The organism is Pseudomonas sp. MH9.3 (genome assembly GCF_034354675.1).
Taxonomy (GTDB): Bacteria; Pseudomonadota; Gammaproteobacteria; order Pseudomonadales; family Pseudomonadaceae; genus Aquipseudomonas.
In genome coordinates this window covers 1812957-1838392 of record NZ_CP133785.1, presented here as the reverse complement: position 1 = coordinate 1838392, position 25436 = coordinate 1812957, and the positions used below count along the sequence as shown (strand labels likewise).

Below are 25436 nucleotides of genomic sequence, written 5' to 3'. Positions count from 1 at the left end.
GGGGGACGCCAACTTTCAGTTATTCCTACGCAAGTATTGCCGGTTTCGCTTTGCTATCAGAGTCTAGAGATGCTTGGAAAATGCGGCAGTATCCGTTAAAGACGGGTGATGTTCAACACATCGCCCGACAGGCTGACCTGTACCCCGGCCCCCCACAGCGGGTCGCGGCGTAAATCTTCGGCAACCTTGTACTGACCCGCGATGGATACCAGCTCAGCGGTCAACTGCTGGCAGAAAATACGGGCCCTGGTATCACCCTTGATGCCGGCGAGCGCACGGCCGCGCATCGGACCGTATACATGGATGTTGCCATCGGCGAGAAGTTCCGCGCCGGGACTGACCGAGGAGACCACAACAAGGTCGCCGCCCTGGGCGTAAATCTGCTGCCCGCCGCGTACGGGGGTGGTGATGATCTTTGTAGGCTTGATCAGCGGTTCCGCCGGTTTTTCCGGTTTTTTCTTCACCTCGCCTTCGCCTGGATCCAGCGGACGCTCGCGTGCGCCGGACGGTGGCAGTACTGGCAATTCAATTGCGATGGCCGCGGCAATGTCTTCGATCCGGCTGGCGCGAATTGCCAGGGTGCGCAAGCCGTGGGAGCGGCAGACGCGCATCAGGCCGGGCAGGTCGACAGCGCCCTGACCGGCGGGCAGTTTGTCCAGAGCCAGTACCAGCGGGGCATTGTTGAAGAAGTTCGGCGCGAGGGCGACCTTGGCGGCGAGCTGGCGGTCCAGGGCGTCGAGGTCGTTGCGGGCCAGTTCCAGCACGGTGATGGCGAGCATGCTGCCTTTCAGCTGGAACACGGGATCTTGGTCTAGCGGTTCGGTTTGGCTCATGGTCGGCAAAAGCGGCTTGTCACGAAAAGTGTCGAGACTTATAACGAGAACATCCACTGGCCGCAAGCCGAGTCGAACCGTTGTAGAATGCGCGGCCCTGTCTTTACCGGAATCTGTAATGGATCGCCCGCGTTTTCGAGCTGTATTTTTTCACCCGCGTTTTTGGCTGCTATGGCTGGGGCTCGGCCTGCTGTGGCTGGTCACCCAATTGCCGTACCGGGCGCTGTTGACCATTGGTCGCCTGCTGGGTGCGGGCATGTACCGCGTGGCCGGCGAGCGTCGCCGCATTGCCGCGCGCAATCTCGAGCTGTGCTTCCCGCAGAAGTCCGCCCGGGAGCGCAAGCGTCTGCTCAAGGAAAATTTCGCCTCCACCGGCATCGCCTTTTTCGAAATGGCCATGAGCTGGTGGTGGTCGCGCCAGCGCCTGGCGCGTCTGGCTCACGTCGAAGGGCTTGAACACCTCAAGCAGGCGCAACTGGACGGCAAGGGCGTCATCCTCATGGCCCTGCACTTCACCACCCTGGAAATCGGCGCGGCCCTGCTCGGCCAGAAACACACCATCGACGGTATGTACCGCGAGCACGGCAACCCGCTGTTCGACTATATCCAGCGCCGTGGCCGCGAGCGGCACAACCTCGACTCGCTGGCGGTGGAGCGTGAAGACGTGCGCGGCATGCTCAAGCTGCTGCGCGCCGGGCGCGCCATCTGGTACGCGCCGGACCAGGACTATGGCGCCAAGCAGAGCGTTTTCGTACCACTGTTCGGCATCCAGGCCGCCACCGTCACCGCCACCAGCAAGTTCGCCAAACTGGGCAAGGCGCTGGTGGTGCCGTTCACCCAGGAGCGTCTGGCCGACGGCAGCGGCTATCGTCTGGTGATCCACGCACCATTGACCGACTTCCCCGGTGAGAGCGATGAAGTCGACGGCCTGCGCATCAATCAGTGGGTCGAAGCTGCTGTGAGTGAATGTCCCGAGCAATATTTGTGGACCCACCGCCGCTTCAAGAGCCGGCCACCGGGCGAGCCCAAACTGTACGAAAAACGCCGTCGATAACCGCCATTTTCCCCCACATGGAGTGATGCAATGCGTTCAGCCGAACCGGTCACAGGCTTGATTCTTTCCGGCGGCGGGGCGCGAGCAGCCTATCAGGTGGGGGTACTGGCGGCGATTGCCGAACTGTTGCCGCCCGGTGCGCCCAATCCGTTTCCGGTAATCGTCGGCACCTCGGCCGGGGCAATCAATGCGGTGAGCCTGGCCAGTGGCGCGATGGATTTTCGCGCGGCGATCCAACGGCTTATGGCGTTCTGGCAGGGTTTTGGCAGCCATCAGGTGGTGCGCAGCGACTGGCCCGGGGTGATGCGCCAGGCCAGTCGGTTTTTCATCCACAGCCTGCTCGGCCTTGGCCGGCAATGTCCGGTGGCGTTGCTCGACAGTTCGCCCCTGCGCGACCTGTTGCAGGACAAACTGCACTTGCCGGGCATCGATGAGGCGATCCGCAACAAGCACCTGCATGCGGTTGCGGTCACAGCCTTTGGCTATGAGTCCGGGCAAGCGGTGACCTTCTATCAGGGCGGCGGCACCATTGAGGCCTGGTTGCGCCACCGGCGCATCGGCGTCCCCACGCAACTGACCGTCGAGCACCTGCTGGCAAGCTCCGCGATCCCCTTGCTGTTCGCTCCGGTAAAACTCGACCAGGAATACTTCGGCGACGGCGCGGTGCGCCAATCCGCCCCGATCAGTCCGGCCCTGCACCTGGGCGCCAGCCGGGTACTGGTGGTGGGCGTCAGCGGTAATCTACGCAGTCATGAACCGTCGATGCCGCGCAGTTTTACCGGCCAGCAGCCGACCCTGGCGCAGATCGGCGGGCATATGCTCAACAGCACGTTCATCGACAGCCTGGAGAGCGATATCGAGTTGCTGGAGCGCTTGAACCAGTTCAGTCATGCCGCGCCCGGCGTTGCGGCAGTGGAGGTGCTGGTGATCGCGCCCAGCCAGCCGATCGATGAAATTGCCGCGCGGCATCGCCAGGAATTGCCGGCGGCGCTGCGGGTGTTTCTGAAGGGGCCGGGGGCGACGAAGACGAGCGGGGCGGGGGTGTTGAGTTACTTGCTGTTCGAAGCGGGTTATTGCAGCGAGTTGATTGAGTTGGGCAGGCGTGATGCGTTGGCCAAGCGCGAGGAAATCACCCGATTCCTCGGCCTGCCCGCAATCAACGTTTAGAAGTGGTATTTGACCAAAAAGCTCGCCGTGTCCTGGGTGGTCTTGAACGCGCCGGAATCTTCGATGCCGTACTTGTTCTTCCAGTAGTCGTACTCAAAGCCGACATACAGTTGTTTCTCGCCCCAGTGCAGCGCCTTGCCCAGGTCGTATTTTACCTGCGGGTTGAAGTGCAGGTTGGCGTGGTAAGTGCCGCGGGCGTTGCGGTCGTTGTCCACCACCCAGTCGATGAAACCATCAATCAGGATGTTCGAGTTGCCCACCGGCAGGGTGTAGGCCCACACCGGCGTGATCTGCCAGACACCGTCACCCGGGCGATTGCCTTCGGTCTGGCGCTGGTAGAAGTTCAGCTGGAAATAGTCGAAGCCGGGGACGTTCAAATCAAAGGCCGGGCCGAGCAGGTAGGACTCGTTATCGCCTTCGCCGAACTCGTAGGTGAAGGCCAGCAACACGTCCTTGATCGGGCCGAGCGACAGGTCCTTGTCCAGAATCTTGCCGAATGACAGGCGCGGGCTGAACTCGCCGTAGTAGGTATTCGGGCCGACGTTGCCGTCTTCCTTGCCGTTGTAGAAGATGCGGTCGAGGAAGAAGAAGTTGTCGCCGTACTTCCAGGCGTCGGCATGTTCGAAGGTCACGGTTTGCTGGATCTGTGGGTTGACCGTAAAGTTTTTGCCCCACAGGTAGGTCAGGCTGTTGTTCTGCCACTGCAGCAAATCATCGGCCATGGCCTGGCCGCCGGCCAGCAGGGATCCTGCCAGCATCAGGCCTTTGAACGTAGATTTCATTCGGTGCTCCCGAGTTTAAGGTGGTGTGTTTCTGCTAATGGCGCTCTGGTGTGGCGCCTTTGGGTTTGCTGCAAAAATCGTCTGATCGGTCAGCTTTGATACTGATAGCAAGAGCCGCGCCAAGGCAGGCAGTGGCAATCAATTCGAGCGGGCGCGGAGAATACTGACTCGCGCACCCTGGCTCAAGTGCGCCGTTGCGGCGCACGGGTTGGGTAGCGCGCATCATGAGCGAACAAACACTCTTCCCTGTGCGAGCAGCCCGCTCCCACCATTGGATCTGCGTCAGCCTGTCAGTTGATGTGCGCGCCCTGGCTGATCCAGGTGCCGATCAAATCCCGCTCCTGCTGGGTCATCTGGGTGATGTTGCCCAGCGGCATGATCGGGCTGGCAATGGCCTGTGCCTGGATGCGTGCGGCCTGCTGCTGGATCTGCGCCGGGGTGTCGAACATCACCCCGGCTGGCGCAGTGCTGAACAACGGGCTGGTGGGCCTGGCCGAATGGCACACGGTGCAGCGTTGTTCGATCACGCTGTGCACCTGGCCGAAATCGATGGCAGCCTGGGCCGGTGTCGGTTCGGCAGGTGGTGCGGCGGGCGCGGCGGGTTTCAAGCCACCGCCCAGCGCGGTTTCCGGCAACGGCTGGTACTCGATGGCAGCCGGCGACTTGGCCACGTCCACCGCTGGCTTGGGCCCGGTCACGTACGCCAGGCAAATCATCGCCAGGGCACCCACCGGTAAGGTCCATGCGTACTTCTGGCTGTTGTGCCGAGTGTTGAAGTAATGCCTCACCAACACGGCCGCCACCGCAATCCCTGCCAGGATCAGCCAGTTGTACTGGCTGCCGTAGGTGCTCGGGAAGTGGTTGCTGATCATGATGAACAGCACCGGCAAGGTGAAGTAGTTGTTGTGGCGCGAGCGCAGCAAGCCCTTGGCCGGCAGCGCCGGGTCGGGTGTGCGGTGCTCGGCGATGGCCGCCACCAGTGCGCGCTGGGCGGGCATGATGATGCGGAACACGTTGCCCACCATGATCGTGCCGATCACCGCACCCACGTGCAGGTAGGCGCCACGGCCACTGAAGACCTTGCTGAAGCCGTAGGCCGCTGCAATCAACAGCACGAACAGGATCAGGCCGAGCAGGGCGGGGCGCTTGCCCAGGGCCGAGTCGCAGAGAAACGAGTAGATGAACCAGCCGGCAAACAGCGAGCCGATGCCCAGCAACACGCCTTCGGTGCCGCTGAGGCTGCTGCCCGGCGCCAGCAGGTACAAGGTCGGGTTCCAGTAGAACACCACGCACAGCAGCGCAACGCCCGACATCCAGGTGAAATAGGCTTCCCATTTGAACCAGTGCAGGTTGTCCGGCATGGTCGGCGGGGCCAGTTTGTATTTTTCCAGGTGATAGATACCGCCACCGTGGATCGCCCACAAGTCGCCGGCCAGGCCGTCCCTGGGGTTGACGCGGTTGAGGTTGTTTTCCAGCCAGACAAAGTAGAAAGAAGCGCCGATCCAGGCGACGCCGGTGATCATGTGAACCCAGCGCACGCTGAGATTCAGCCATTCCAACAGATGTGCTTCCACAGTCTTTACCTCTCGCCTGTCACCCTTGTTGTCTGGTGATCCGGCCTTCTCTTATTGGTGGGGGGCGAGGATCAACCGCTCATCCTCTTGAAAAAAATGCTCATCGCAGTTATTGCCTGTGCCACTGCGATCAACCACCAGGAAGTCATCCCGCTTTTCGATCGTCAGCACCGGGTGGTGCCAGACGCCGCGATGGTAATTGATGCCCTGCCTGCCGTTGGTGACGAAGGCGCGGACCAAGCCCGATACAGGTGCATCGCCAAGTGGCGCGACCACGATCAGAAAGGGGTTGCCGAGCAGCGGAATAAAGGCCTGGCTGCCCAGCGGGTGTCGCTCCAGCATGCACACGGTCATGGGCATGTCCTGCGCGTCGGCGCGGAAGATGCTGATGATCGCGTGGTCTTCAGGCTGGGCGGTTTCTACCGTTGCCAGCTTGTGAAAGCGCATGGTCGACCCGTTGTTGATCATGAAGTGATCGCTGCCGTCGGTTTCGATAACGTCACCGAAAGGGGCGAAGGCTTCTTTGGTCAGGGGTTCGATCATCAGTGTGCGCATGGCTGTCTCTTATTCGAATGCTGTGTTGTTTGGTCTGACGCCTTCGCGAGCAAGCCCGCTCCCACAGGGGAAAGCATTTCAAATGTGGGAGCGGGCTTGCTCGCGAATGGTTTCAACGCTTACTTCGCTACCTTGCCGAGAACCCGCAGGCGACTCACCCCACCATCCGGGAACACATTCAAGCGAATGTGGGTAATCGGCCCCAATGCCTTGATCTGCTCGGCAAACGTATGCTCGGCGTGCATTTCCAGCTTCTGTGCCGGCAGCAGTTCGCGCCAGAACAACGACTGTGTTTCGATCTGGCTGTCGGTGCCGCCCTTCACGAAAGCAGCCTGGATCGAGCAAGTGTCAGGGTAGTTGCCTTTGAAGTGCAGGGTGTCGACGATGATTTTCTCGACCTCGCCAGCATGCCCCAGGGCAACGATCACCCAGTCATTGCCGGGCGTGCGACGACGCGCGGTTTCCCAGCCATCGCCCATGTTGACGCCACGGCCAGGGTTGAGGATGTTGCTCATGCGTCCGAAGTGTTCATCGGAACAGGCCAGCGCACGACCGCCATTCAAGGCCGCGGCCAGGTCGAGTTGTTCGTTGTCGCCCACCGCCGACCAGTCGCGGAACGGCACGCCGTACACCCGCAGGCGGGCCACGCCGCCATCCGGGTAAATATTGAAGCGCAGGTGGCTGAACGCCTGGTCGTTGTTGATTTCATGGAAGTGATGGCTGTTGCCCTGTAGCTCGACAGCCGACAGGATCTCAACCCATTGGGTGTTGTCATCCGGCTCGCCGCTTGCGAGGAAGCACGCTTCGAGGGACGCCGACGGTGGGTAGTTGCCGGTGAAGAATGAGGTGTCGATGTCCACGCCCTTGATCGAACCGGGCACGCCCAGCTGAATCACCGCGCTGTCGTAGCCTTCGAAGCGCTTGCGGCGCGACTCCCAGCCGTCCATCCACTTGCCGTTGTCATCGAACACGCCCTCCTTCCACACGGCCGGGGTAGGTTGGAACAGGCGATTGGCGTCGGCGAACCAGTCATCGGTCACCGAGAGAATCCGGGTGCCCAGGCGGGCGTCGGCGAGGTTGACGAACTTCTCGAAAGGTACGGCGTGAGCTTTCATTCTTCTTGTCTGCCTTGAGTTGAGTGGCTGGGGCGGGTCTTCAAAGGGTGAGTAAACGGAACAACGCGATTTTGTTGATCTCGTCCAGTGCGCATTTGAATTCGGTGTCCGCCGAATGATGAATGCGCGTTTCGAACGCAGCGAGGATCTGGTGCCGGTTGCTGCCTTTTACCGCCATGATGAAGGGAAACTTGAATTTGGTCTTGTAGGCTTGGTTCAGCTCGGTGAAGCGGGAAAACTCTTCGGCCGTGCACTGGTGAATACCGGCGCCAGCCTGTTCATTCGTGCTGGCTTCGGTCAGTTGGCCCTGCACGGCGGCTTTGCCGGCCAGGTCCGGGTGCGCGTTGATCAGGGCCAACTGGCTGGCATGATCGGCGCTGAGCAGGATATCGCTCATGCGCTGGTGCAGGGTTTCAATCTGGTCGATGGACGCATCCTGGCCCAGGTCGAAGGCCTTTTCGGCCACCCAGGGCGAGTGCTCATAGATATCGGCAAACGCGGCGACGAACGCCTCGCGGCTCAGGCTCGAGGGTTTCAGCGTGTTGAAGGCGGTCATTTCGCAACTCCCGTGTACGGGTGGGTGGCGTGCCAGTGTCGCGCGATATCGACGCGACGGGTAAACCACACCTGTTCATGGCCTTTGACGTATTCGATAAACCGCTGCAACGCGGCCAGGCGTGCCGGGCGGCCGATGAGGCGGCAGTGCAGGCCGATGGAGAGCATTTTCGGGGCCTCGGCGCCTTCGGCGTAGAGCACATCGAAGGCGTCCTTGAGGTACTCGAAAAAGTCATCGCCCTTGTTGAAACCCTGCACCTGGGTAAAGCGCATGTCGTTGGTGTCGAGGGTGTAGGGGATCACCAGGTGCGGCTTACCGGTGGGGGTGTTCGGTTCCCAGTAGGGCAGGTCGTCGTCGTAGGTGTCGCAGTCGTACAGGAAACCGCCTTCTTCCATCACCAGCCGCCGGGTGTTGGGGCCGGTGCGGCCGGTGTACCAGCCCAGCGGGCGTTCACCGGTCAGCTCGGTAAGGATGCGGATCGCTTCGCGCAGGTGCTCGCGCTCCTGGGCCTCGTCCATGTACTGGTAGTCAATCCATCGGTAGCCGTGGCTGCAGATTTCGTGGCCGGCTTCGACCATCGCACGGATCACGTCCGGGTGGCGCTGGGCGGCCATGGCCACCGCGAAGATGGTCAGCGGGATATCGAACTGCTTGAACAACTTGAGGATGCGCCACACGCCGGCACGGCTGCCGTATTCGTACAGCGACTCCATGCTCATGTTGCGCGCGCCCTGCAGCGGCTGGGCCGAGACCATTTCCGAAAGGAAGGCTTCGGACTCTTTGTCGCCATGCAGGATATTGCGCTCGCCACCTTCCTCGTAGTTGAGCACGAACGACAGCGCGATACGTGCCTCGCCCGGCCAGTGGGGGTGAGGAGGGTTACTGCCGTAACCGATCAGGTCGCGTGGGTAGTCAGCGCTCACTGCAGTCTTCCTTCTTGTGCGTGGTAGCAGGTGTGTGGCGGCAAGGCCTTGAAAATACTGGGTGGCGTCACAGTAATGCGTGATTGTATACAACTTTTCGTGGAATTTGTAAGCCTGCATTTCTGCATTTTTTCCTGATTCAATCACTGCAAGAAACTTGCCCAACTGGTCAGTTAATCCACAGAAAAGCTACTGCAGGAGCGACGTTGCTCGCGAAGATCTGAAGGGCAGCCCTTTCATGCTCCAACAGCGCATCATCGTTAACATTTTTTGCGAGCAAGCTTGCTTCTACAGTGAACTGGGCTCCTGTTGAAATTATTGTGTACAGTTTTTTATAAAAGTGTCTTAATCGGCTATTGCCGACTTTTTGCTGCCCTGAAAAAGTGCGGCCTCTTCTTCTACTGACCTCGGGAGGCGCGTAACGCCATGGGACGTTTGACCACGCACGTTTTGGACGCCGCACACGGCTGCCCCGGCAGCCATATCCAGATAGAGCTGTACCGCGTCGAGGGTGCCCAATTGGAACTGGTGTACACCGCCATGACCAACAGCGACGGCCGTTGCGACGCGCCGCTGCTGCAGGGCGAAGACTACCGCAGCGGTGTGTACCAATTGCAGTTCAGTGCCGGCGATTACTACCGCGCACGGGGTGTGCCGTTGCCCGAGCCGGCTTTTCTGGATGTGGTGGTGCTGCGTTTTGGCATCAGTGCCGAACAGGAGCACTACCATGTGCCATTGTTGATCTCGCCTTACAGCTACTCCACCTATCGCGGTAGCTGAGCGTTACCTCGCTTCACACCACAAAGTCCTTCGTTGGTTTTTTGCCCGCCCACACTGCGGGCTTTTTTACGCTCAATTATGCAGTGCCTTGAGAGCACCCGCGATGCCTAGGCTTTTCCTCATTTAGAGATGGAAAAACCATGACCTCGTCCCAAACCATTCGCGACCAACTGACACTGCGGATCAACGCCGCTACCCACCCCAGCCGCCTGATCAACCAGATCGGCCTTGCCGACCGGCGCAGCGCCGAGTCGACGCGGGCGCTGACACGCCTGACATGGCGTTCGCCCAGAGTGCTGCAGGTCATTCGCGCCGAGCTGCGCGAAGAGTTCGATATCGACCCCGACAGCCTGTTGTTCACCGAACTCCCGCCATCCACGTCCGGCTGTACCGTCGAGAGCCTGACCGATAAAGCGCTGTTGCTGTTGGTTCGGCCTGCCGTTGAGGCCAACGTTAATCGCTTCACTGTCCTGAGTGTCAAGGGGGAGCCGAACCGTCGGTTGCCCTACACACCGCTGGACGTGTTGCGCCGGGTTATCGCGATGAGGCTTTTCGAACGGCTGGATCGGGCTGCAACTGACTATTGGCTTGGCCTTGCAGACGGTTCCTGGCTGACCCGGCGCGAGCACTGGGTTCAATTGCAAAGGGCACTCTTCGCTGATCGAGCCTTTATGGCGCGACAACTGGATGAGCTGTCGAGTGCGGGAATGGCCATGGTTCAGGCCCTGATCGACGCCCCCACCGCCGAGGCACGCCAGCACGCCGGCGCAGCATGGGCGCGTGTAAAGGTGGGCCAGTTGATGTGGCCGGGCAATGAGTCGGCAGCACTTCCCGGCGCCTTGCATATCTTTGTTGAAGGCGACGCCAGTCCTGTGCTCCATGTGATTTACCTGCCGGGTGTGACGCGCAACTTCCATGAGTATTCGTCCCTTGACAGTTTGCAACGTGGCTTGCTGGCGTTGGGGGAAGCCGTGTTCGACAACCTCTGGCAGTGCTTGCCGCTGGGTCGTCGCAATGAATTGTGCGCGCCCGATAACCTGTCCCTCACATGCGGTTTTGTTGGCGGTATTGAGCTGTTGGGCGACGCCTTGACGTGGAGTGCCGAGTCGCTGCTGGACGGGCAGTGGAGCAACGAACTGGCCTGTGCTGTGCAGATCAATCATGCGTACGTGTTTTCTACCCAAACGCCTGCGCGGCGGTTGAGCGCCGTGCCTTTTCTCACTTATGTCGAGCGTGCCCGCAAACAGTTGGTGGGCAGCGCCAGGCTTGGTGATCTTCGTGAGCCGCTGCTCAAGTGGGACCAGCAGCGAAGGGGCGCAGAAATAGCCTTCGCCAGTGCCGGTTCGAACTTGGCGCTTCACACCGCAGAGCAACAGCTCACGCGTTACGAAATGGGCCTGGTGGCGCTGCTGCAGCGGGATGACCCAAGTGTTGAGACAGCAGCTTATAAGGAAGTGTTGTCGCTGATGAGCCAGCTCAACGCCCATCACCAGGCGCTGACTGACTTGCTGCTGGGGGCGCAGCAAAGGTTACTGAAAGTGAGCTTCTGGACTGAACGTCCCGCCGGCAAGCAATCGTTGAGGCGTGCGTCGCTCTTCATGCAGGCCCAAACCGAGGCGCTGCGCTGCGAGGTTGAGCTGCAACATCGCCTCAAGCTGTTGAGCACTGCGCACCGGGACCTGGTGATCGAAGTGGTGGAGCAACCCCTGGCGAGCAAGCGCGAGGGCAGCGAAACCCAGGTGTTGTCGATTGCAGTGGGCATTGAGCCGGATGCGTTCTATGCGATCCATAACCTTTGGGTGGTCACCACAGCGTCAGCGCTGAGGAGGCCCGCTCGCCAACTGCCGGTCACGCTATGCGCGTTCGGCCGCAGTGGCGCGGTGAAAGCGTTTGCCGGTCTCGACGCATTGATCCACAGCCTCAAGGCCAGCCTGAACAGTCGTGACGACTCGGTGTTATGGCGCTATGTCGAGCGGAATAAACGCAAGGATTTGCGCGGCCATGCGGCGCGGGAAACACTGGCGGTGCGGCTGGTACCCATCGAGGGGAAGCCCGCGTTCCTCTCTCTGAAGAAACTGCTGGGCAGCTATGATCGCCTGCATAAAAGCGACGAAGACATCACGCGTATTTTCAGCGAAGTGACGGACGCCGCGGTCAGCCGTGAGTTGTTGATGGTTGAGCTGCAAGATCACCTGAAGATGCCCGTCAATAGCCTCCTCAATCAGGCGCAGACTACGCTTGAATTGCTGCGCAAGGCCGCCGCCGAGGCGAAGAAAATGCCGGCCTGGCTGGCGAATGCGACACCTGTACAGCATAAAGGCTTCAGGCGCCTGCAACGGGTTTACCTGAGTGGCGTGCTTGCCTATCAACAACGAGTTGAACAACATTTGCCGGGCCTGGACACGTTTGCCCAGCGCGCCTTGACCACCCGCTTGCGCCAGGATGGCATCGCTGCGTCGTTGGATATTTATCAGCCCTTTATCGATATGCCCGATGACGTCACCGCGAGGTATTGCTCGAGCCCGTCGTTTTGTACGCGCGTCGGCCAGATGATCGTATATACCCCGACCACTGCGCGCACCACCTTCAGTCTGATGCAGTTGGCGCTGCACAACCTGGACCCGTTGGCGACCTGGACCGATTGGCGATTCAGGTACGCCCGTTTTCTGCAGCCCGAATGGAAGCGTCAGATTAATTCCACTTACCTGATAAGTACGGTGTCGGCATTGGATATCGCCGGGCAGTATGACCGATTGCTCAACAGGGTGTTTTATCCGCCTGGGGACGCTCACGGCAAGCTCGGCGAAGGGCGTATTCCCCCGCTATTGAATCGCGCGTTGCAGGCGTGTTTTGCGCAGCAGCTTTTTTCGTCGGTTCAAGAGGGGCTGTCGGTGAATGACCAATGCCTATTCAATACCGCGATGGCGGCGCGTACGTCGCAGGACTTGTTGAAAAACCAGCATCAATTGCAATTGTATGTGGTCCATCTGGTGGGCCACACGATGCAACATGACCGTTACATCGCCGGGATTGTGGCGATGCATGACAAGCGCTCCGGGCGCTGTCTGGTGTACTGGCCAAATGCCCCTGAAGGCATGGTTCTGACGCTCTACAGCTGCTTGCAGCACGCCCATACGGAACTCAATTGCCTCGGCGCATTGCCTGACAACGCCAGGGCACTGGCACGTCAGGTCGCCCCTTGTTGGGCATTTGAAGCCATCACGCATCACCCGATCAGAGCCGATGAGCGTGCCCAGGAATTCAACATGTTCGATAGGGTTACGTTTGCCATGGTCAACGGCGTTCGTCAGTCCAAGGACTTTATTCGCTCATTTGCCATCCGGCATCTTGAGCCTACGGCTGTGCCTGAGGAAATTGAACAACAGACGTTTGAGCAGATTGCCAGTGATCCCCAGAACTGGCTGGCCCTGGTCGCCACCTCCCACAGTAACGCTCAGGCATTGTTGTATCGTGCCAGCCTGCTTGCGCGGCAGCGTCAGACCCAGGCTGTCAGTCGCTCTGCAACAGAGCTGCAGTCCTATCGAATCCGGCGCATTGCCGAGCGGCGCAATGCGGCGCTACGCAATCTGGTCGCCTCCTCCAGCTCGGTGATCGGGTGGTTCATCGATGTTTACGAACTGTTGCTTGCCGCGCGTCACTATCATCGCTTCGGCGACTCCGACGATGCCATTGATGTGGGTTTCAGGACCGCACTTATTGCGACTGACCTGCTGCTGAGTTTTTTGCCAGGGCCCAGGCGAATCGGCGCTGTAAAGCCGCGCACGCTGCAGCCCGCGCTTAGGTCTGCCCTGGGGCAACTGAAACGCTGGCGTATGACCGCGCAGGCTGTATCCGCCCCGTCGCCCGTCACCCGACTCAATGCCCTGGAACGTTTCCAGCGCAAGGGTGTGCCTGAGGGCGCCGTAGCGTTGAAAGGCCTGAGTGAGCAAGGCGTGTTCGTAAAAAATGGCGAGCTGTTTGTGGCCGATGACTCATCCCATTACCCACTTTACCGGCGCGACAAGGAACCGTTCTATCGCTTGAAAAACCAGCAGGCACCGGGGAAGGATGAACTGATCCTGAGCATCCATCAGCCCGGAGAGTGGCTGCTCGACGCGGACGCCCCACAGCCGGTGGCAGGCAGCAGTTCAGGGCGACTCAACCCGTGGCGTGCGCCTGCGCAGCCGCCGCCGGACTGGCAGTCGCCCACCTCGGCTACGCGCGTGGCCACACACACGGCCATTGTGCAGTCGTATGTGACGACTGATCACTGGACAGCGTGGTCCATTCCGTTTCAGCGCGACATGCAGTTGATTTCGTCGGACCCGGAGGTGTTTCAGATCACCCAGGGTTCCTCAGGCGCTCGCCATAAAATCATCCGGATGGCCCCGGCAAACGTCGGGCCTGCCGATCCTTCCAGCAGTTACTTCAGGTTGCTTTCGGAGGGCGATCAGGCCCCCCTTGATAACATCGTGTTTATCCGCAAGGACGACACACCGGGTTCATCGGCCAGGGCTGATATCGAGCGATGGACAAGCACAGCCCTTGATGAGCAGCCTCTGGCGGTGTCGCGTATTGCAACGGGCGGCTGGCTGGTCCACGCGCCCTTGTTCGACAGGTCTTTGCCGGATTATGTGGGTGCGGCTTTCCCCACCATGACGCATCAAAGCCGGGCGTTCGCAGCGGCAAGGATGATTGAGTTGAGCGATCCTGACAGCGCGGCCACGGCCAGCCACCTGCTCAATATTCGCGCGACGTTGGACCGCTGGTTGCCTGCGGCGCCCGGCAGGCCCGGTCAAACGGACGACTTGCTGAGAATGCTGCGCCCGACTAAAAGAAGCGGTGTCAATGTGAATATCGGGTTCGAGGGCATGTCGCCCGGCTTCATCCGTGTTGACTTCACGCCGCCTTTCTCGTTGAACCCCAGACTCAAATTCGTGGCCACTGCAGTCGGGGATGAGCGGTTTATTGCACAACATGCAGCGGTCAGGGCCGTGCTGGAAGCCCAGGGTTTCTCCGTGCTGGACCTGTCAGTGCGACGTCAAGGCGCGACGGCCGGATTGGGCAACCTTGAATCAATCGCGACGCATATCGATTCGGACAAGCTGTATTACTTGACCTATCGATGGATTGGGACCGGGCAACTTTCAGTGGGGAAGAAACTCACGGACGCCTGGATCAACGTGGCAATCAAGCAACACGACGCTTCGTTGTTAATGGCAGCGGTCGATAACGCGATGCGAAGCGGTCGTCTGGGGCGAATTTTCGCTGGCATTCAGTGGCCCACCAAGGACTTGTCGCCTCCAAGCGTCTATTTCGTCAAAGTGGATTCCCTGCATTGATCAGCGACGCCGCGCCGGCGCCGCCGAACAGCCCGGCGCTGACCCGGTTGAACCAGCTCTGGCCATTGCCGCTGCGCAAGTATCGCGCCGCAGCATGGGCGCTCAGGCCGTAAGCGAGCTTGCACAGCAGGTCGAGCACCGTCCAGGTCGCGATCATGATCAGCAGTTGCGGCAGGAACGGCTGCTGGCTGCCGAGAAACTGCGGCAGGAAGGCGGCGAAGAACAGGATGTCCTTGGGGTTGCTGGCGCCCAGCACGAACGCACGCCCAAACAGCGCACGAAAGCGCGGCACGCCTGGCGCCTGCGGCACGTTGGCTGCCTGGGCCGGCCGGCGCGACTGCTGCCAGCTTTGCCAGGCGAGGTAGAACAGGTACAGCGCGCCGACGATTTTCAGCGCGTTGAACAGGTGCTCCGAAGCCAGCAGCAACGCGCCCAGGCCCAGCGCCGAAGCGCTCAGCAGGCAGATTGACGCAAACACCCCGCCGAGAAATGCCGGGTACGAGCGACGCAGGCCGTAGTTGAGGCTGTTGCTGATCATCAGCAGCGACAGCGGGCCGGGAATCAGAATCACGATCAGTGCGGCGCCGCTGAACAGCAGCCAGGTTTCAAGCGTCATTTCATTGCTCCAGTGTTTGGCAACTGCACGTGTTCATAACCATACAAACTTGGCGATAAAGATCGCACACAGCACCCACAGGCTGACGGAAATCTCACGGTACTTGCCGGTACCGGCCTTGAGCGCCACGTACGTAATAAAACCCAGGGCAATCCCGTCGGCAACCGAAAACGTCAGCGGCATCATGATCGCGGTGACGATCGCCGGAATGCTGTCGGTGGCCTCATCCCAATTGATGTGGGCCATGCTGCCCATCATCAGCATCGCCACATAGATCAGCGCGCCAGCGGTGGCGTAGGCCGGGATCATGCCCGCCAATGGCGCAAAAAACATCGCCGCCACGAACAGGATGCCCACGGTCACCGCCGTCAGCCCGGTGCGCCCGCCAGCCGCGACGCCCGCGGCACTTTCCACATAGCTGGTTACCGGCGGCACACCGACCATGGCGCCGAACACGCTGGACGCGCTGTCGGCCTTCAAGGCGCGGGACAGGTTGTCGATCCTGCCGTCGGCATTCACCAGGCCTGCGCGTTGCGCAACGCCCATCAGTGTACCGGCAGTGTCGAACATGTGTACAAACAGAAAGGCAAATACCACGCTGATCATGCTTACATTGAACACACCCATCACGTCCATCGCCATCCAGGTCGGCGCCAGGCTCGGCGGCGCGGCGAGAATGCCGTTGTAGTGCACCAGGCCCAGGCCCCAGCCGGCCAGGGTCACGGCGATGATGCTGATCAGAATCGCGCCGAACACCCGGTGATAGCTCAGGATGGCAATCAGCAGAAAGCACACCGCCGCCAGCAGCGGCGCCGGCTCATGCAACGAGCCGAGCCGGATCAGGGTGGCCGGGCTGTCGACAATGATGCCGGCGGTTTTCAGGCCGATGACCCCAAGGAACAGGCCAACCCCGGCGCCCATCGCGTGGCGCAGGCTCACCGGAATGCTGTTGAGCAGCCATTCACGGATGCGCGACAAGGTGAGGATCATGAACAGCACACCGGAGATGAATACCGCGCCGAGTGCGGTTTCCCAGCTGTAGCCCATCGTGCCGACCACGGTGTAGGTGAAGAACGCATTGAGCCCCATGCCGGGCGCCAGGCCCACCGGCCAGTTGGCGTACAGGCCCATCAGCAGGCAGCCCAGCGCGGCGGCGATGCAGGTGGCGACGAATGCCGCGCCGTGATCGATGCCGGCGTCCGCCATGATGTTGGGGTTGACGAAGATGATGTAGGCCATGGTGATGAAGGTGGTAAGGCCGGCGAGCAATTCGGTCTTCACCGTGGTGCCATGCACGCGCAGTTTGAACAGGCGTTCGAGCAAGCCGCTGCGTGGCGCGGCGAGGTCGAGCGTAGAAGCTTCGGGTTTGCGGCTATCCACAGCGAGTACTCCTCAAGCATTTTATTGTTATGTCCAGCGCTGCTCGCCTGAGTGGGCTGCGGCGCTGTGAGGGAGTGGCGAGTTTGTTGACCGTCTAGTCAGGAACTCGCACGAAGCGAATTATGCTTTTGTATACAAATAAAGCAAATAGTGTTTTCGATTAACTTGACCAGAGAACGTGCAAGGCTATCCGGCAAGGGCCTGATTGACCGCCAGCCATCCCATCACCGCTGCTTCGCCGGCCTCACTGAATGCGCGCTGCAACAGCTTCACCTGTTCACGGCGCAGCGACTGCTCGAAACGCCGGCCCTCGTCGGTCAGTTGCAGCAGGCGCTTACGCTTGTCGGTGTCGCACGCCACGCTGTCCACCAGGTGCATCTCCTGCAATTGGCGCAGCGGTATGTTCAGCGCCTGTTTGCTCACCCCCAGCAGTTCCAGCAGTTCCTTCACGCTCAAGGCCGGGTAGCGCGCGATAAAAAACACGATGCGTTGGTGCACCCGGCTCAGGCCACGGCGCTCGAGCATTTCATCGGCTTTGGCGGTAAAGGCCTGGTAGCCGAAGAAGAACGCTTCCATGGCCTGCTGCTGGCTGGTCGAGTTTTTAAGGTCAATCATCTTGACGTATCCGCGCAAGTCGTCGTAATTTCGGTCAAGCAGTTTGACGTATTTCCCACAGCCTTCGCTAGCGGTGACTTTCATGGCCTTCTCTGAACGTGTTTCGCGCTTAAAAAGCTCCCTGATCCGTGAAATCCTCGCGGCGGCGCAACGCCCGCACGTGATGTCGTTCGCCGGTGGCCTGCCGGCCGAGACCATGCTGCCGGCGCTGAACTGGGATGACATGCCGCCCACCATCGGCCAATACGGCATGAGCGAGGGCGAGCCGCAACTGCGTGAACTGCTCGCCGCGCAGGCGCGCGCCCTGGGCGTACCCTGCCAGGCCAGCCAGGTGCTGGTGGTCAGCGGCTCACAGCAAACCCTGGACCTGGCGGCCAAGCTGTATATCGACAAAGGCACTAAAATCCTGCTGGAAGGCCCGACTTACCTGGCCGCCTTGCAGATATTCCAACTGTTCGGCGCCGATTGCCTCACCGTGCAACTGGAAGCTGACGGCCCCGATCTGGCCAGCCTGCGCGCCAACCTCGAACGCCATCGCCCGGCGTTCATCTACCTGATCCCGACGTTTCAGAACCCCTCTGCGGTGCGCTACAGCGAAGCCAGGCGCGAAGCCGTCGCGGCGCTGCTCGACGAGTTCGGTGTGACCCTGATCGAAGACGAACCCTACCGCGAGCTGACTTTCGATGGCGGCAGTGCCAGGCCCATCGCCGGTCGCCTGAAAAAGGCCAGCTGGATCTATACCGGCACTGTGTCCAAGACCTTGTTGCCGGGCCTGCGCGTGGGCTACCTGATCGCCAGCCCGGACCTGTTCCCGCACCTGCTCAAGCTCAAGCAATCGGCCGACCTGCACACCAACCGGGTCGGCCAATGGCAGGCGATGCAGTGGATCGGTACCGAACAGTATCAGCAACACTTGGCCGAACTGCGCAGCTTTTACCGCGAGCGTCGCGACGCGTTCCAGACTGCATTGACGCGCCACTTCGGTGACCTCGCCGACTGGCAAGTGCCCCAGGGGGGATTATTCTTCTGGCTGACCTTGAAACAACCGCTCGACACCCGCACCTTATTGGCGCCAGCACTGGAGCAGGACGTCGCATTCATGCCCGGAGAGCCGTTCTTTTCCGAGCCGGACCAGCACCTGGGTTCATTGCGCCTCAACTTCAGCCATATCGACCCGGCCCGCCTGGATGAAGGGCTCAAGCGTCTGGCCGCGGTGGTCCGTCAAGCACAGCTCGCGCAAGCGGCATAAGGGGAGCTTCATGTACAAGGTTTATGGCGATTACAAGTCGGGCAACTGCTACAAGGTCAAGCTGATGCTCAACCTGCTGGGCATCCCGTATCAATGGATCGATGTGGATATTCTCAACGGCGACACCGAGACCGCCGAGTTCCTGGCGAAGAACCCCAACGGCAAGATCCCCGTGCTGGAACTCGAAGACGGCACCTGCCTGTGGGAGTCGAACGCGATCCTCAACTTCCTCGCCGACGGCAGCGAATTCCTGCCGAGCGAGCCGCGCCTGCGGACCCAGGTGCTGCAGTGGCAATTCTTCGAGCAGTACAGCCACGAGCCGTACATTGCGGTGGCGCGGTTCATCCAGTTTTACCTGGGGCTGCCCCAGGAGCGGCAGGAGGAATACAAGAAGTTGCACAAAGGCGGCTACAAGGCGCTCAAGGTGATGGAACGCCAACTGCAGCTGACGCCGTACCTGGTGGGGGAGCAGTTCTCGATTGCCGATGTGGCGCTATATGCCTACACCCACGTGGCCCATGAGGGCGGGTTTGACCTGAACGCCTATCCGGGTGTGCAGGCGTGGCTGGCGCGGGTGGCCGACCATCCCGGGCATGTGGCGATGCTGGATTGATCGATGCGCTGCTTCCCTCATCCAGTTCGAACGTTATTCAGATAAGTGCTCATGCAGCAGTTCGAAACAGCGCTGTGCCGCCGGGCTTAATGCGATCCCTGTGCGGCTGATCAACCCGATCTCCCGGTTAACGCCGGGATGATCGATATCAACGCGCTGCAATCCCTCCAGGCTGTCCGCCGCCGACTCCGGCAGAATACTGATCCCCAATCCCTGGCGCACCAATGCCAGCACCGTCGACATGTAGTTGGCCTCAATCCCCGCGTTCATCGTCAAGCGCGTCTCATCGAACAACCTGTCCACTTGCTCGCGCACGCTGCTGTCGCGCCCGGTGAGGACGATCGCGTGCTCGGCCAGTTGCGCCAGCGTCACCCGGCGGTGGCGACTGAGGCTGTGGTCCTGCGGCACGAATGCGCACAACCGGTCATTGAACACCGGCACGAAATCCAGGCCATGGCTGAGTTTGGCGCGCACGCCGATACCGAAGTCTACTGCTCCGGCGCGGACCTCGGCGTGAATGCGCTGGGCCACCAGGTCATGCAGGCGCACCTCGATTCCGGCAAAGCGCTCGCGAAACAGGCGCAGGGCCGGCGGCAGGGTGTCGGCGCACACCGAGGGCAGGGCGGCGAGGGTGACCACGCCGCGCCGCAGGGCGGCGAGATCGCGCGAGCCGGTGACGATGTTATCCAGGTCCAGCAGCAGTTTTTCCATGGGGCCACGGGCGTCGCGGCCGGCGGCGGTGAGGCTCAGATGGCGCGGGCTGCGGTCGAGGAGGGCGACGCCCAGCCAATCTTCCAGTTGCTGCACCTGCACGGTGAGGGCCGAGGGCGACAGATTCAGTTCGTTGGCGGCTTTAACGAAGCTGCCCAGGCGCGCCACCGCGAGGAAGGCCTGGATATGCTGGACTGAGTTTTTCATTTTGTTTTTCCGAACACACAGGGCTGAATATTCCAATTTACAAAGGCTGGCGTGCTTTTGATACTCCGGGGAAAACAATAACCGGCCACCAAGGCCGCTCTGGAGTAACCCATGCTCGCCACTCTGGGTGTCATCACCATTCTGTGCCTGCTCGCTGCTGTCATGAGCAAACGCCTCTCGCCCCTTGTCGCCCTGATCGCGTTGCCGATTATCGCCGCGCTGCTCGGCGGGTTCGGTCTGCAAACCAGCGCCTTCATCATCACCGGTATCAAGAACGTCGCCCCCGTGGTGGGCATGTTCGTGTTCGCGATTCTGTTCTTCGGGATCATGACCGATGCCGGCATGCTCGACCCTATCATCGACCGCATCCTGCGCACGGTCGGCACGCGTCCTACGCGCATTGTGGTGGGCACCGCGACCCTGGCGTTGCTGGTGCACCTGGATGGCTCCGGCGCCGTGACCTTTTTGGTGACGGTGCCGGCGATGCTGCCGCTGTACACCCGCCTGGGCATCGACAAACGCATCCTCGCCTGCGTGTGCGCCATGGCCGCCGGGGTCAACTTTCTGCCCTGGACCGGCCCGGTGCTGCGCTCGTCGGCGGCGCTGCATGTGCCGGTGGCAGACCTGTTCCAGCCGTTGATCCCGGTGCAGATCGTCGGCCTGATTTTCGTATTCGCCTGCGCCTGGTGGCTGGGCCGGCGTGAAGAAAAACGCCTGGGCCTGGGCGCCGGCTCCACGGTGGATGCGGTGCCGCAACGGGTGCTCAGCGACGACGACATCAAGCTGCGCCGGCCCCGGCTGTTCTGGGTCAACCTGATGCTGACCCTCGCGGTGATGGTGGTGATGATCGCCGGCTGGGTCGATCCGGTGGTGATGTTCATGCTCGGCACGGTATTGGCGCTGTGCATCAACTACCCCAACGTCGATGCCCAGCGCGCCCGCATCGACGCCCATGCCAGGACCGCCCTGACCATGGCCAGTATCCTCCTCGCCGCCGGGGTATTCACCGGCATCATGCAAGGCACCGGCATGCTCAAGGCGATTGCCGAAGTGGCAGTGGCACAGATTCCGGCCGGTCACGGCAAGCTGATCCCGGCGGTGGTGGGTTTTATCTCCATGCCGCTGAGCATGCTGTTTGACCCCGATTCCTATTACTTCGGCGTGATGCCGGTGATCGCCGAAGTCGGCAAGGCCCTGGGCGTCGACCCGCTGCAGGTGGCCCAGGCTTCGCTGCTCGGCGTACACACCACCGGTTTTCCGGTCAGCCCGCTGACCCCCGCGACCTTCCTGCTGGTGGGCCTGTGCAAGATCGAGTTGGCCGATCACCAGCGTTTCACCATTCCTTTTCTGTTTGCCGCGTCGGTGTTGATGACCCTCACCGCGTTGCTCCTGGGAGTTATCTGAGATGAAAACCTTGCGCATTGGCTCCGGCGCCGGTTACTCCGGCGACCGTATCGAACCTGCCGTGGAACTGGCCGAGCGGGGCGATCTGGATTACCTGGTGTTCGAATGCCTGGCCGAACGCACCATCGCCCTGGCCCAGCAGGCGCGCATCGGCGACCCGGCTGGCGGTTACGACCCGTTGCTGGCTGAACGCATGCGCCGGGTATTGCCATTGGTGGGCCGTCACGCAGGCAGGCGACGCTTGCGGGTGATCACTAACATGGGCGCGGCCAACCCGGTGTCGGCGGCTGTCGAGGTACGGCGCATCGCCAGTGAGTTGGGCCTGAGCTGCAAGGTCGTGGCCGTGGTCGGGGATGATGTGCTGGAGGGGTTGCGCCCCGAGCATGTGCTGGATAACGGCCAGACGCTCGGCTCGCTGGGCGAGCGGCTGATCTCGGCGAATGCCTACCTGGGCGTCGATGGCATTCTGGACGCCCTGCGCGAGGATGCCGATGTGGTGATCACCGGGCGGGTGGCCGATCCTTCGTTGTTTCTCGCACCGCAGATGTTTGAATTCGGCTGGGCGGCGCACGATTGGGAACTGCTGGGGCGCGGCACCCTGGTCGGGCATCTGCTCGAGTGTGCGGGGCAGGTCAGCGGCGGCTACTTCGCCGAGCCCGGTTTGAAGGACGTGGATGATCTGGCGCGCCTGGGCTTTCCGCTGGCCGAGGTCGACGCAGACGGTGCTGCGGTGATCACAAAGGTGGCCGGCTCCGGTGGCCTCGTCAGCCCTGCTACCTGCGCCGAACAGTTGATCTATGAAGTGCATGACCCGTCGGCGTATTTGACCCCCGACGTGACGGCGGACTTTTCCCAGGTGGCATTTACCCAGGAGGGCATCGACCGCGTGCGCGCCGAGGGGGCGTCGGGGCGGGCGCGGCCGGAGCAGTTGAAAGTCAGTGTCGGTTATCTGGATGGCTGGATCGGTGAGGGGCAAATGTCCTATGGCGGGCCGGGAGCGGTCGCGCGGGCGCAACTGGCGCGGGACATCGTTCTCAAGCGCCTGGCGTTGACGGGCGTACAGATGCAGGAGGTGCGCGCCGAACTGATCGGCATGGACGCGCTGCATGGCCCGCGCAGCAGCGTCGAACCCTGGGAAGTGCGCCTGCGCGTGGCGGCGCGCTGTGATGAGCGCAGCGACGCGGTGCGCGTTGGCAATGAAGTGGAAACCCTTTACACCAATGGCCCGGCCGGCGGCGGTGGCGCAAGCAAAAGCGTACGTCAGGTGGTGGCGGTGGCATCGTTGATGCTGCCCCGTGGTAAGGTCAACGCGAGGATCGAAGCATGAAATTGCACACCCTGGCCCACTCCCGTACCGGGGACAAGGGCGACACGTCGAACATCTCGATCATTGCTTACCGCGCCGAGGATTACCCGTTGTTATGTGAACAACTGACCGCCGAACGCGTGGCGCAGTTTTTCGACGGCTTGCGCGAACCGGGGGCTGCGCCGGTGCGGCGCTATGAACTGCCCAACGTGCAGGCGCTGAACTTCGTGCTGCCGGGGATCCTGCGCGGCGGCGTGACCCGCTCGCTGGCGCTGGATGCGCATGGCAAGTGCCTGGGTTCGGCGTTGTTGGAGCTGACAATATTTGACTAAAGGTGACCCAATCTTCGAACAGTGGCAAGCGGGCACGTTGTGGCAAGCCCCAATGCCGTTCAGTTAAGCGCAGATTCCCTGTGGCGAGCAGGCTTGTCCTGCGTTGGGCTGCGCAGCAGCCCCAAAGCCAGGCGCTGAGCCGTATCAGGTACACCGCGTTTTGCTCGATGGGGGCGCTTCGCACCCCAACGCGGGGCAAGCCCGCTCGCCACAATAAGCCCACAAGTGCAGATTCCCTGTGGCGAGCAGGCTTGTCCTGCGTTGGGCTGCGCAGCAGCCCCAAAGCCAGGCGCTGAGCCGTATCAGGTACACCGCGTTTTGCTCGATTGGGGGCGCTTCGCACCCCAACGCGGGGCAAGCCCGCTCGCCACAATAAGCCCACACATTTTCCTTAACTGAACGGCATTAGGGCTTGCCCCAATGCCGTTCAGTTAAGCGCAGATTCCCTGTGGCGAGCAGGCTTGTCCTGCGTTGGGCTGCGCAGCAGCCCCAAAGCCAGGCGCTGAGCCGTATCAGGTACACCGCGTTTTGCTCGATGGGGGCGCTTCGCACCCCAACGCGGGGCAAGCCAGCTCGCCACGAGGATATTCGCAGGGCGGTCAGATCGCAGCGAAGCGCTTGTCGAGGTAGTCGATGATCACCTTGGAGTCATACATCCAGGTGGTCTGGCCATTCTCTTCGATGCGCAGGCACGGCACCTTGATCCGGCCGCCTTGCTCCAGCAGGGTCTGGCGATCATGTTCGTTGTTCTTCGCATCCTTCAAGGCCACCGGCACATTGAGGCGGTGCAGGGTGCGACGGGTTTTCACACAGAACGGGCAGGCGTGGAACTGGTACAGGGTCAGGTCCCTGGCCGCCGCATTCACCTGGGCCTGTTGCTCGGCGGGACGCTGTTTCTTGCGGGGGCGGGTAAGAAAGTCGCCCGCGATGATGAGTTGGCCCAGGCCCACTCGAAGTGCTTTGACGAACATGGCTGAAACCTCTGGCCCTAAACTTGAGGGGTGGCAGCTTACCTGAATTCTGCAGGCGAAAAAAAACCGGCGATGAACGCCGGTTTTTTTATCGAAGCAGCCCGTTACTTGATCAGGCTGAGAAACTCGCTGCGGGTGGCCGCATTTTCGCGGAACTCACCAAGCATCACCGAGGTGATCATCGACGAATTCTGTTTCTCCACGCCGCGCATCATCATGCACATGTGCTTGGCTTCGATCACCACGGCCACGCCCAGCGCGCCGGTCACTTCCAGTACCGCGTCGGCGATCTGACGGCTGAGGTTTTCCTGGATCTGCAGGCGGCGCGCGTACATGTCGACAATCCGCGCTACTTTCGACAGGCCCAGCACCTTGCCACTCGGGATATAGGCGACATGTGCCTTGCCGATAAAGGGCAGCAGGTGGTGTTCGCACAACGAGTACAGCTCGATGTCCTTGACCAGCACCATCTCGCTGTTGTCGGAGCTGAACAAGGCACCGTTGGTGACTTCTTCGAGTGTCTGTTCATAGCCGCGGCAAAGGTACTGCATCGCTTTGGCGGCACGCTTTGGCGTGTCGAGCAGGCCCTCGCGGGAGACGTCCTCGCCGAGCTGGCCGAGAATCTCTGTGTAATTCTGTTCCAGGGACATGAAACTACCTGTTGGATTTTCGCAAAGCGCAAGGTTACGGGGGCGGACACATCGCTGCAAGCCTGACGATGGCACTTGTTACTCGTCGCGGCCTTCCATCATGGTGCGCTTGAGCATCACATACACCGCACCGGCACCGCCGTGGCGGGCCTGGCAGGAAGTAAAGCCGAGCACCTGGGTATGCTGGCGCAGCCAGGTGTTGACGTGGCTCTTGATCATCGGCCGCTTGCCGTCCAGACGCACGGCCTTGCCGTGAGTGACGCGCACGCAGCGGATTTCGAATTTTGTGGCTTCGGCGAGAAAGGCCCACAGGGTTTCCCGGGCTTTTTCCACGGTCATGCCGTGCAGGTCGAGGCTGCCTTCGAAGGGGATCTGGCCGAGCTTGAGCTTGCGCATCTGGCTTTCCTGCACGCCGTCGCGGGCCCACATCAGCTCGTCCTCGGGGCCGACGTCGATCACGAACTGGTCCGACAGACCATCCACGGTGGTGGCATCGGTGCGCACGGTGGCGGCCTGGCGCAGCTTGGCGATCTGCGCCCGGTCGGCTTTGGGTTTGCCGGTGTCGGCGCGGTCGTGCTTGATCGGCTTGACGCCGCGCAGCTCGTTTTTGAACAGGGAAAAGTCGTCGTCTTGCATGTCAGCCTCCGCGAGGGGCGGGCAGTTTACCTAATCGCGGCGGCCAGGGCGCAGGAAACGCTATC

Annotated in this window: 23 protein-coding genes; 9 read left to right on the top strand and 14 right to left on the bottom strand. The window is 61.3% G+C overall.

Going from position 1 to position 25436, the window contains the following annotated elements:
* Window positions 1-95: 95 nt before the first annotated feature.
* Window positions 96-833: a septum site-determining protein MinC gene (gene minC / locus RHM60_RS07800; RefSeq protein WP_231421603.1), complete on the bottom strand. Its 738-nt coding sequence runs from the start codon at window positions 831-833 to the stop codon at window positions 96-98.
* 118 nt (window positions 834-951) lie between these two features.
* Between minC and RHM60_RS07795 the strand changes: the two genes are divergently transcribed.
* Both RHM60_RS07795 and RHM60_RS07790 read left to right on the top strand, forming a co-directional pair.
* Window positions 952-1887, top strand: a complete 936-nt coding sequence (locus tag RHM60_RS07795) for a lipid A biosynthesis lauroyl acyltransferase (RefSeq protein ID WP_209983377.1) — start codon at window positions 952-954, stop codon at window positions 1885-1887.
* 30 nt (window positions 1888-1917) lie between these two features.
* Entirely contained in the window at window positions 1918-3054 is a 1137-nt protein-coding gene (locus RHM60_RS07790; RefSeq protein WP_209983375.1) for a patatin-like phospholipase family protein, read from the top strand.
* Here RHM60_RS07790 and RHM60_RS07785 read toward each other — a convergent pair.
* From RHM60_RS07785 to puuE, 6 genes are all read right to left on the bottom strand, one after another.
* The gene (locus RHM60_RS07785; RefSeq protein WP_322214139.1) at window positions 3051-3836 is read right to left on the bottom strand and encodes an outer membrane protein OmpK; all 786 of its coding nucleotides are present in this window, start codon (window positions 3834-3836) and stop codon (window positions 3051-3053) included. The two genes, RHM60_RS07790 and RHM60_RS07785, sit on opposite strands and share 4 nt — an antisense overlap.
* Window positions 3837-4126: 290 nt before the next feature.
* Window positions 4127-5410, bottom strand: coding sequence for a urate hydroxylase PuuD (locus RHM60_RS07780; RefSeq protein WP_322214138.1), 1284 nt, complete (start codon window positions 5408-5410; stop codon window positions 4127-4129).
* Between the two features lie 51 nt (window positions 5411-5461).
* Window positions 5462-5965 (bottom strand): ureidoglycolate lyase, encoded by a 504-nt coding sequence (locus RHM60_RS07775; protein ID WP_209983370.1) that lies wholly within the window; start codon window positions 5963-5965, stop codon window positions 5462-5464.
* 119 nt (window positions 5966-6084) lie between these two features.
* The gene (alc, locus tag RHM60_RS07770; RefSeq protein ID WP_209983368.1) at window positions 6085-7080 is read right to left on the bottom strand and encodes an allantoicase; all 996 of its coding nucleotides are present in this window, start codon (window positions 7078-7080) and stop codon (window positions 6085-6087) included.
* A 40-nt stretch (window positions 7081-7120) separates the two neighbouring features.
* Window positions 7121-7636 carry a 2-oxo-4-hydroxy-4-carboxy-5-ureidoimidazoline decarboxylase gene (uraD, locus tag RHM60_RS07765; protein ID WP_209983366.1) on the bottom strand — a complete coding sequence of 172 codons (516 nt, stop codon included), beginning with the start codon at window positions 7634-7636 and terminating at the stop codon, window positions 7121-7123.
* Complete coding sequence (gene puuE / locus RHM60_RS07760) at window positions 7633-8559, bottom strand: allantoinase PuuE (RefSeq protein WP_322214136.1); 927 nt, start codon at window positions 8557-8559, stop codon at window positions 7633-7635. The genes uraD and puuE overlap by 4 nt, the downstream gene beginning before the upstream one ends.
* A gap of 426 nt (window positions 8560-8985) precedes the next feature.
* Here puuE and uraH point away from each other — a divergent pair, with 426 nt between their 5' ends.
* Window positions 8986-9339 carry a hydroxyisourate hydrolase gene (uraH, locus tag RHM60_RS07755; RefSeq protein ID WP_209983362.1) on the top strand — a complete coding sequence of 118 codons (354 nt, stop codon included), beginning with the start codon at window positions 8986-8988 and terminating at the stop codon, window positions 9337-9339.
* A 140-nt stretch (window positions 9340-9479) separates the two neighbouring features.
* Complete coding sequence (locus RHM60_RS07750) at window positions 9480-14681, top strand: dermonecrotic toxin domain-containing protein (protein WP_322214134.1); 5202 nt, start codon at window positions 9480-9482, stop codon at window positions 14679-14681.
* Here RHM60_RS07750 and RHM60_RS07745 read toward each other — a convergent pair.
* The 3 genes from RHM60_RS07745 to RHM60_RS07735 all read right to left on the bottom strand — a co-directional run bounded on the left by RHM60_RS07745 (window position 14659) and on the right by RHM60_RS07735 (window position 17292).
* Window positions 14659-15297 carry a LysE family translocator gene (locus RHM60_RS07745; protein WP_231421610.1) on the bottom strand — a complete coding sequence of 213 codons (639 nt, stop codon included), beginning with the start codon at window positions 15295-15297 and terminating at the stop codon, window positions 14659-14661. The genes RHM60_RS07750 and RHM60_RS07745 overlap by 23 nt on opposite strands.
* Before the next feature lie 33 nt (window positions 15298-15330).
* On the bottom strand, window positions 15331-16677 hold the full coding sequence (locus tag RHM60_RS07740) for an NCS2 family permease (RefSeq protein ID WP_231421611.1): 1347 nt from the start codon (window positions 16675-16677) through the stop codon (window positions 15331-15333).
* Between the two features lie 186 nt (window positions 16678-16863).
* Window positions 16864-17292 carry a MarR family winged helix-turn-helix transcriptional regulator gene (locus tag RHM60_RS07735; RefSeq protein WP_209983355.1) on the bottom strand — a complete coding sequence of 143 codons (429 nt, stop codon included), beginning with the start codon at window positions 17290-17292 and terminating at the stop codon, window positions 16864-16866.
* Between the two features lie 82 nt (window positions 17293-17374).
* On the opposite strand from RHM60_RS07735, the gene RHM60_RS07730 reads away from it, so the two are divergent.
* Together RHM60_RS07730 and RHM60_RS07725 are read left to right on the top strand one after the other, a co-directional pair.
* Entirely contained in the window at window positions 17375-18541 is a 1167-nt protein-coding gene (locus RHM60_RS07730; RefSeq protein WP_231421612.1) for a PLP-dependent aminotransferase family protein, read from the top strand.
* A 10-nt stretch (window positions 18542-18551) separates the two neighbouring features.
* Entirely contained in the window at window positions 18552-19154 is a 603-nt protein-coding gene (locus tag RHM60_RS07725; RefSeq protein ID WP_209983350.1) for a glutathione S-transferase family protein, read from the top strand.
* A gap of 33 nt (window positions 19155-19187) precedes the next feature.
* On the opposite strand, the gene RHM60_RS07720 is transcribed toward RHM60_RS07725, so the two are convergent.
* Window positions 19188-20072, bottom strand: coding sequence for a LysR family transcriptional regulator (locus RHM60_RS07720; RefSeq protein ID WP_322214133.1), 885 nt, complete (start codon window positions 20070-20072; stop codon window positions 19188-19190).
* A gap of 111 nt (window positions 20073-20183) precedes the next feature.
* Between RHM60_RS07720 and RHM60_RS07715 the strand changes: the two genes are divergently transcribed.
* From RHM60_RS07715 to RHM60_RS07705, 3 genes are read left to right on the top strand one after another with little or no spacing between them, the layout of a single operon-like run.
* Entirely contained in the window at window positions 20184-21476 is a 1293-nt protein-coding gene (locus RHM60_RS07715; protein WP_209983346.1) for a CitMHS family transporter, read from the top strand.
* 1 nt (window position 21477) lies between these two features.
* Window positions 21478-22803 (top strand): acyclic terpene utilization AtuA family protein, encoded by a 1326-nt coding sequence (locus tag RHM60_RS07710; RefSeq protein WP_231421616.1) that lies wholly within the window; start codon window positions 21478-21480, stop codon window positions 22801-22803.
* Window positions 22800-23114, top strand: coding sequence for a hypothetical protein (locus RHM60_RS07705; protein ID WP_209983343.1), 315 nt, complete (start codon window positions 22800-22802; stop codon window positions 23112-23114). Before RHM60_RS07710 ends, RHM60_RS07705 begins: the two co-directional genes overlap by 4 nt.
* Window positions 23115-23713: 599 nt before the next feature.
* Here the strand turns inward: RHM60_RS07705 and RHM60_RS07700 are convergent.
* The 3 genes from RHM60_RS07700 to RHM60_RS07690 all read right to left on the bottom strand — a co-directional run bounded on the left by RHM60_RS07700 (window position 23714) and on the right by RHM60_RS07690 (window position 25371).
* Window positions 23714-24085: a glutaredoxin family protein gene (locus RHM60_RS07700; protein ID WP_057008115.1), complete on the bottom strand. Its 372-nt coding sequence runs from the start codon at window positions 24083-24085 to the stop codon at window positions 23714-23716.
* A 104-nt stretch (window positions 24086-24189) separates the two neighbouring features.
* The gene (gene folE / locus RHM60_RS07695) at window positions 24190-24735 is read right to left on the bottom strand and encodes a GTP cyclohydrolase I FolE (RefSeq protein WP_003192797.1); all 546 of its coding nucleotides are present in this window, start codon (window positions 24733-24735) and stop codon (window positions 24190-24192) included.
* Window positions 24736-24813: 78 nt separating this feature from the next.
* Window positions 24814-25371 (bottom strand): Smr/MutS family protein, encoded by a 558-nt coding sequence (locus RHM60_RS07690; RefSeq protein WP_209983341.1) that lies wholly within the window; start codon window positions 25369-25371, stop codon window positions 24814-24816.
* Window positions 25372-25436 lie beyond the last annotated feature (65 nt).

Excerpts from the sequence above, each read along its gene's own strand:
- RHM60_RS07690 (WP_209983341.1), bottom strand. The coding sequence starts at position 25,371 with ATGCAAGACGACGACTTTTCCCTGTTCAAAAACGAGCTGCGCGGCGTC.
- RHM60_RS07745 (WP_231421610.1), bottom strand. The coding sequence starts at position 15,297 with ATGACGCTTGAAACCTGGCTGCTGTTCAGCGGCGCCGCACTGATCGTG.
- RHM60_RS07725 (WP_209983350.1), top strand. The coding sequence starts at position 18,552 with ATGTACAAGGTTTATGGCGATTACAAGTCGGGCAACTGCTACAAGGTC.
- RHM60_RS07720 (WP_322214133.1), bottom strand. The coding sequence starts at position 20,072 with ATGAAAAACTCAGTCCAGCATATCCAGGCCTTCCTCGCGGTGGCGCGC.
- RHM60_RS07730 (WP_231421612.1), top strand. The coding sequence starts at position 17,375 with ATGGCCTTCTCTGAACGTGTTTCGCGCTTAAAAAGCTCCCTGATCCGT.
- RHM60_RS07750 (WP_322214134.1), top strand. The coding sequence starts at position 9,480 with ATGACCTCGTCCCAAACCATTCGCGACCAACTGACACTGCGGATCAAC.
- RHM60_RS07795 (WP_209983377.1), top strand. The coding sequence starts at position 952 with ATGGATCGCCCGCGTTTTCGAGCTGTATTTTTTCACCCGCGTTTTTGG.
- alc (WP_209983368.1), bottom strand. The coding sequence starts at position 7,080 with ATGAAAGCTCACGCCGTACCTTTCGAGAAGTTCGTCAACCTCGCCGAC.
- RHM60_RS07715 (WP_209983346.1), top strand. The coding sequence starts at position 20,184 with ATGCTCGCCACTCTGGGTGTCATCACCATTCTGTGCCTGCTCGCTGCT.
- folE (WP_003192797.1), bottom strand. The coding sequence starts at position 24,735 with ATGTCCCTGGAACAGAATTACACAGAGATTCTCGGCCAGCTCGGCGAG.
- RHM60_RS07785 (WP_322214139.1), bottom strand. The coding sequence starts at position 3,836 with ATGAAATCTACGTTCAAAGGCCTGATGCTGGCAGGATCCCTGCTGGCC.
- RHM60_RS07700 (WP_057008115.1), bottom strand. The coding sequence starts at position 24,085 with ATGTTCGTCAAAGCACTTCGAGTGGGCCTGGGCCAACTCATCATCGCG.
- minC (WP_231421603.1), bottom strand. The coding sequence starts at position 833 with ATGAGCCAAACCGAACCGCTAGACCAAGATCCCGTGTTCCAGCTGAAA.
- RHM60_RS07735 (WP_209983355.1), bottom strand. The coding sequence starts at position 17,292 with ATGATTGACCTTAAAAACTCGACCAGCCAGCAGCAGGCCATGGAAGCG.
- RHM60_RS07775 (WP_209983370.1), bottom strand. The coding sequence starts at position 5,965 with ATGCGCACACTGATGATCGAACCCCTGACCAAAGAAGCCTTCGCCCCT.
- uraD (WP_209983366.1), bottom strand. The coding sequence starts at position 7,636 with ATGACCGCCTTCAACACGCTGAAACCCTCGAGCCTGAGCCGCGAGGCG.
- RHM60_RS07705 (WP_209983343.1), top strand. The coding sequence starts at position 22,800 with ATGAAATTGCACACCCTGGCCCACTCCCGTACCGGGGACAAGGGCGAC.
- RHM60_RS07790 (WP_209983375.1), top strand. The coding sequence starts at position 1,918 with ATGCGTTCAGCCGAACCGGTCACAGGCTTGATTCTTTCCGGCGGCGGG.
- uraH (WP_209983362.1), top strand. The coding sequence starts at position 8,986 with ATGGGACGTTTGACCACGCACGTTTTGGACGCCGCACACGGCTGCCCC.
- RHM60_RS07710 (WP_231421616.1), top strand. The coding sequence starts at position 21,478 with ATGAAAACCTTGCGCATTGGCTCCGGCGCCGGTTACTCCGGCGACCGT.